This window comes from Thiocapsa sp. (assembly GCF_035467215.1).
GTDB lineage: Bacteria > Pseudomonadota > Gammaproteobacteria > Chromatiales > Chromatiaceae > Thiocapsa.
Genome location: NZ_DATITZ010000074.1, coordinates 1 through 5656, shown reverse-complemented (window position 1 = coordinate 5656; position 5656 = coordinate 1). Strand labels below are relative to the sequence as shown.

At 65.5% G+C, this 5656-nt stretch carries 6 protein-coding genes; 5 read left to right on the top strand and 1 reads right to left on the bottom strand.

Going from position 1 to position 5656, the window contains the following annotated elements; translation table 11 throughout:
- From gloB to VLR48_RS03820, 5 genes are all read left to right on the top strand, one after another.
- A partial coding sequence (gene gloB, locus VLR48_RS03840; RefSeq protein ID WP_325290510.1) for a hydroxyacylglutathione hydrolase occupies positions 1–705 on the top strand: 705 nt, incomplete at its 5' end.
- 148 nt (positions 706–853) lie between these two features.
- Positions 854–2377 carry an apolipoprotein N-acyltransferase gene (lnt, locus tag VLR48_RS03835; protein ID WP_325290509.1) on the top strand — a complete coding sequence of 508 codons (1524 nt, stop codon included), beginning with the start codon at positions 854–856 and terminating at the stop codon, positions 2375–2377.
- A 111-nt stretch (positions 2378–2488) separates the two neighbouring features.
- Complete coding sequence (locus VLR48_RS03830) at positions 2489–2965, top strand: hypothetical protein (protein ID WP_325290508.1); 477 nt, start codon at positions 2489–2491, stop codon at positions 2963–2965.
- A gap of 15 nt (positions 2966–2980) precedes the next feature.
- On the top strand, positions 2981–4339 hold the full coding sequence (mpl, locus tag VLR48_RS03825; protein ID WP_325290507.1) for a UDP-N-acetylmuramate:L-alanyl-gamma-D-glutamyl-meso-diaminopimelate ligase: 1359 nt from the start codon (positions 2981–2983) through the stop codon (positions 4337–4339).
- A 16-nt stretch (positions 4340–4355) separates the two neighbouring features.
- Positions 4356–4979: a flavin prenyltransferase UbiX gene (locus tag VLR48_RS03820; protein WP_325290506.1), complete on the top strand. Its 624-nt coding sequence runs from the start codon at positions 4356–4358 to the stop codon at positions 4977–4979.
- A gap of 185 nt (positions 4980–5164) precedes the next feature.
- Here VLR48_RS03820 and VLR48_RS03815 read toward each other — a convergent pair.
- The coding region (locus VLR48_RS03815) for a 2-oxo acid dehydrogenase subunit E2 (protein WP_325290505.1) at positions 5165–5656 on the bottom strand (492 nt) is incomplete at its 5' end.

Below are 5656 nucleotides of genomic sequence, written 5' to 3'. Positions count from 1 at the left end.
GCAGTGGTCGTGGACCCGGGCGATGCCGATCCGGTTCTGGATCGCCTCCGCGCCGAGAATCGCATCCTCACCGCCATCCTGGTCACCCACCACCATGGCGATCACATCGGCGGATTGAGCGAGCTGCGGTCGGTCTTTCCGGATGCCCGCGTCTATGGCCCCGTCGACCGCAGGATTCGCGACCTGACCGATCCGCTGAGCGAGGGGGCTGTGGTGCGTCCGCAGGGCCTGAGCGTGGATTTTCGTGTTATGGAGGTGCCGGGTCACACCTCGACACACATCGCCTACCTGGGGGCCGGCAGCCTCTTCTGCGGCGATACGCTGTTTGCCGGCGGCTGCGGACGCGTCTTTGACGGCACCTTCGAGCAGCTCTCCGATTCCTTGGATCGGATCGCCGCGCTGCCGCCCGAGACCCGGGTTTACTGCGCGCATGAATACACGCTCGCGAATCTCGGGTTCGCCGACTGGGTCGAGCCCGGCAGTCCGGCGTTGAGCGCGCGGATGGAGGCCGACCGCAAACGACGGGCGATGGAGCTACCCACGGTCCCGTCGCCCCTCGCGCTTGAGCTGGCCTCCAATCCCTTCCTGCGCACCCGCGTGCCGGCGGTCGTCCAAGCCGCCGAGCGCGCGGCCGGGCAACGGCTCCGCCCCGGCCGCGAGGTCTTCAAGGCGTTGCGGCAGTGGAAGGACGAGCGATATGACTGAACCGCGTCTGCCGAGACGTCTTCAGGCGCATTCGAGGTCGACGTCTCTCGACGAGGTGCATTTCCAAGCGGACGCGGTTTAAGTTTGACCCGGATCTCCTCGGCTGTTAGAACCCGCGCGGTCATCCTCGAGCCCAAGGCGTGAACCCATGCTGTCACCGGCGTCTCGCTTTTCCCCGCTTTTGTCGGCCGTGCTCGTCTGCGCAAGCGGCGCCGTCACGGTGCTCGGATTCGCGCCCTTCGGGTGGTATCCGTTCGTCTTGATCGGCCTCTTGGGGTTCTTGGCCGCCCTGACCGGCGCATCGCCTCGGATCGGTTTTCTCAGGGGTTGGCTCTTCGGCGTCGGTCTGCTGGGCTTCGGGGTCTTTTGGATCCGGATCAGCCTGAACGAGTTCGGCAACATGGACACCTGGGTCGCGCACCTGCTGACCGGGGTTTTCGTGGCGTCGATGGCGCTCTATTTCGGGCTCTTGGGTTGGCTGGTTCGACGCCTGGATCGCGGGCCGGCCTGGCTGGTCCCGTTCCTTCTGTTCCCCGGTCTCTATCTCTTGCTCGACTGGCTGCGCGGCTGGTTGTTCACCGGTTTTCCCTGGCTGAGCTTGGGCTACACCCAGATCGACGGACCGCTCGGAGGGTTTGCCCCGATCCTCGGCGTTTACGGCGTCGGTCTGCTGATCCTGCTGTCGGCGGGTTTGATTTCGGGGTTTCTGCGCTGGTCCGGGCGGGGCCGCGTTGCAACTGCCATCGCGCTGGTTCTAATCTGGGGCGGCGGGATGCTATTGAAGCAGGTGTCATGGACCGCGCCCTCCGGGCCGAGCTTTCGTGCCGCGGTGGTGCAGGCGAACATCCCGCAGGCGATGAAGTGGGATCCCGATCTGCTTGTCTCGACGATGGAGATCTACTGGGAGCTGACCGAGCGGAATCTGGACGCCGATCTGGTGGTCTGGCCCGAGACCGCGATCCCGGATTTTCTGCATCGTGTGCGCGATGTCCTCGTCGAGCCCATGGCCGCCCGCGCACGAGAGGAGGGGACCGAGATCGTCCTCGGCATCCCGGTCATGGAGTCGGACACCGGGCGTCACTTCAACGCCTTGCTCAGCATCGGCAGTCGGGAGGACCTCTACGCCAAGCGTCACCTGGTGCCCTTCGGCGAGTTCATGCCCTTCAAGGCGTGGCTCGGGCCGCTCGTGGATCTCTTCGAGGTCCCCATGTCCGACTTCAGTCGCGGCAGCGCCGAACGTCCCTTGCTTGCGGTAGGCGATCGCTTGGCGGGTGTCTCCATCTGTTACGAAGACGCCTTTCCGGCGGAGGTTTCGCAGGCGTTGCCCGAGGCCGAGTTCCTGATCAACGTCAGCAACGACGCCTGGTTCGGAGATTCGCTCGCACCGCATCAGCATCTCGAGATCGCGCGGATGCGGGCGCTCGAGAACGGGCGCTATCTGCTGCGTGCGACCAACACCGGCATTTCGGCGATCATCGATCAGCGCGGACGGGTGGTCGGGACGGTGCCCTCGTTCGTGCGCGGGGATTTCGCAACCGAGGTTCGGCCCTATGCCGGCGCGACGCCCTATGTTCGGCTCGGCAACGCGCCGGCGATCGTCCTCGCAGCGGCCATGGTGCTGCTCGGTGTTGGCATCGTGCGCTTTGCGTCTTCGCGGTCTAGCGACGCTTGATCGGATTGAAGGTTGTCGCAGCAGCGACTCGGGCGGTTATGATTGGGACAGGTTTCGCCGAAGGATGTGACCGTGCAGGCCTTGATCTTATTTTTCGTTGAGTTGTGCGCCTTGCGCAGGAACCCGCAGGATCTTCCGGCCTCGGAGATCCTCCTCGCCGTCGTGGCGGTCGCCAGTCTCCTCGTCGGGGTCATGATCGGCCTCGTCGCCGATTTGTCGATCGGCGCGAGCCTGGCGCAGACCCTCTTCGAGCTTGCGATGACGCTCGGGGCACTCTTTGTCGCCTTGCGCCTCATGCGTCTGGATGCGCGCTTCATTCAGTCCGGGACGGCGCTTCTGGGCAGCGGGGTCGTGATCGGTGCGATTGCCCTGATTCCGCTCAGCTTCAATCCCACCGGCTCGCAAGAGACCGATCTGGCCGCACTCGGCGCGCTCCTGCTTCTGGTGGTCTTCGTGTGGAGCGTCGTGGTGACCGGCCATATCCTACGCCACACCTTTCAGATCTCGCTCGGTCAGGGCGCGGCGATCGCCGTGGCCTTCAAGGTCGGCGTGGTTCTTTTGATGGGCATCGCGTTCGGCGGCGCCTGAGGAGCTCGAACAAGCATGCATCTGCATATCCTGGGCATCTGCGGCACCTTCATGGGCGGCATCGCCCTGCTGGCGCGCTCGCTCGGTCACCGGGTCACCGGCTCGGACGCCAACGTCTATCCTCCGATGAGCACTCAGCTCGAGGCGGCTGGCATCGGGTTGATGGAGGGCTATGATCCGAGCCACCTCGAGCCGGCGCCCGATGTGGTGGTGGTCGGCAATGCCATGAAACGGGGCATTCCGGCCGTCGAGGCCATGCTGGATCGCGGTCTGCGCTATTGCTCGGGTCCGGAATGGCTGCGCGACAATCTCCTGGCTGATCGCTGGGTGCTGGCCGTGGCCGGCACGCACGGCAAGACCACGACCGCGAGCATGCTCGCCTGGGTCCTCGAGGACGCCGGCCTCGCGCCGGGCTTCCTGATCGGCGGAGTGCCGCTGGATTTCGGGCTGTCCGCGCGGCTGGGCTCCGCGCCCTTCTTCGTGGTCGAGGCGGACGAGTACGACACCGCCTTCTTCGATAAGCGCTCCAAGTTCGTCCACTATCGACCGAGCACACTGATCCTCAACAACCTGGAGTTCGACCACGCCGACATCTTCGACGATCTCGGTCAGATCCAGCGTCAGTTCCATCATCTGGTGCGCACTGTCCCGGGTCGTGGGCTAATCGTCCATCCAGGCGCCGAGCCGGCGATCGATCAGGTGCTGGCGATGGGCTGTTGGACCCCGCGGGAGTCCTTCGGCGAGCTGGGGCGATGGACTGCTCGGCTGCTGGTCCCGGACGGCTCGTGTTTTGAAGTGATGCTCGATGATCGCCCTCTGGGCGAGGTCGATTGGGATCAGACCGGGCTGCACAACGTGAATAATGCGCTCGCCGTCTTGGCTGCTGCCCGCCATGCGGGTGTCCCGGTCGGTTCCGGGATCAACGCACTGGGCCGGTTCAAGGGGGTGAAGCGCCGCATGGAGCTGCGCGGCGAGGTCGCGGGCGTGCGTGTCTACGACGACTTCGCCCATCACCCGACGGCGATCGAGACGACGCTGCAGGGTTTGCGCCGTCGGGTCGGCGAGCAGCGCATCCTCGCCGTACTTGAGCCGCGCTCCAACACCATGCGTCTGGGTGTCCACAATCGCGAGCTGGCCGCCTCGCTCGATGCGGCCGATCGGGTCTTTGTCTTCGCACCTGCGGATCTGGGTTGGAATGCCGCCGCCGTCTTCGCCGGGCTTGCGCAGCGCGCGGCGGTGCATGCGGATCTCGACGCGCTTGCCGCCGCGGTGGTGGCCGAGTGTCGTGCGGGCGATCAGGTCCTGGTCATGAGCAACGGCGGCTTCGGCGGGATCCACCAAAAGCTCTTGGACGGTCTGGCGCGGGCGCGCTAGGGACGAGGGGACGCGCATGTCCGAGCCGCTTCGAGACTGGCCCAAGACGATCACGGTCGCCGTGACCGGGGCCTCCGGGTCCCAATACGGGCTGCGTCTGGTGGAGTGTCTGCTCGCCGCCGGGATGCGGGTCTATCTTCTGATCTCCCAAGCCGGGCAGGTCGTGCTGAAGATGGAGGCCGATCTCGAGGTGCCGGCCCGGCCGGCCGAGGCGGAGGCCTTCTTCCTGGATTATTTCAAGGCGCAACCGGGACAGCTGCGCGTCTTCGGTCGCCAGCAGTGGACCGCGCCGGTCGCGAGCGGCAGCAACCCGCCCGACGCCATGGTCATCTGCCCCTGCACCACAGGTACGCTCGCGAGCGTCGCCGCGGGTGTGTCGACCTCGCTCATCGATCGTGCGGCAGACGTCACCATGAAGGAGTCACGCAAGCTGATCCTGGTGATCCGCGAGACACCCTTCACGGCCATCCACCTGGAAAACATGTTGCGGCTGGCGCGCGCCGGTGCGGTCATCATGCCGGCCAATCCCGGGTTTTACTTCAAGCCCACGCGCGTCGAGCAGATCGTCGATTTCATGGTCGCCCGGATCCTGGACCATCTGAGCGTGTCGCATCGGCTGATGGCCCGTTGGGGCGAGTAGCGCCGCGACGGCGGTACGGGCGTGCCGCGCATCGTGCCGGGTGGCATGGCTCGGTCAGCCGGTCGTTTCGGGATAGAAGTCTTTGAGCCGTTTCCGGGCTCCTTAAACCGCGCCGACTCCGACGGGCGTCAAGTCTGCCGGGGCCGATCCCATCCGAAAACATCGCATACCGCGCCGGGCGCGGTTTAGATCCTCAGCAGCAACCGCGCCGGATCCTCCAGGGTCTCCTTGATGCTGACCAGGAACTGCACCGCCTCGCGTCCGTCGATGATCCGGTGGTCGTAGGTTAGGGCCAGATACATCATGGGTGCGATCTTGATCTCGCCCTTGTCCGCGATCGGGCGTTCCTGGATCTTGTGCATCCCCAGGATGGCGCTCTGCGGCGGGTTGAGGATGGGCGTGGAGAGCAGCGAGCCGAATACCCCGCCGTTGGTGATCGTGAAGGTGCCGCCCGTGAGCTCCTCGTAGCTGAGGTTTCCGGTCTGCGCCTTTTCTCCGAAGGCGACGATGCCCTGCTCGACGTCGGCCATGCTGAGCTGATCGCAGTTGCGCAGGATCGGCACGACTAGACCGCGCGGGGAGCTCACCGCGATGCCGATGTCGTAATACCCGTGATAGATGATGTCGTCCCCGTCCACCGAGGCGTTGATCACCGGGAAGCGTTGCAGGGCCTCCAC

What these genes read in the sequence shown, in the direction of transcription:
- VLR48_RS03820 (WP_325290506.1), top strand. Translation starts at nt 4,356, where the DNA reads ATGTCCGAGCCGCTTCGAGACTGGCCCAAGACGATCACGGTCGCCGTG.
- lnt (WP_325290509.1), top strand. Translation starts at nt 854, where the DNA reads ATGCTGTCACCGGCGTCTCGCTTTTCCCCGCTTTTGTCGGCCGTGCTC.
- mpl (WP_325290507.1), top strand. Translation starts at nt 2,981, where the DNA reads ATGCATCTGCATATCCTGGGCATCTGCGGCACCTTCATGGGCGGCATC.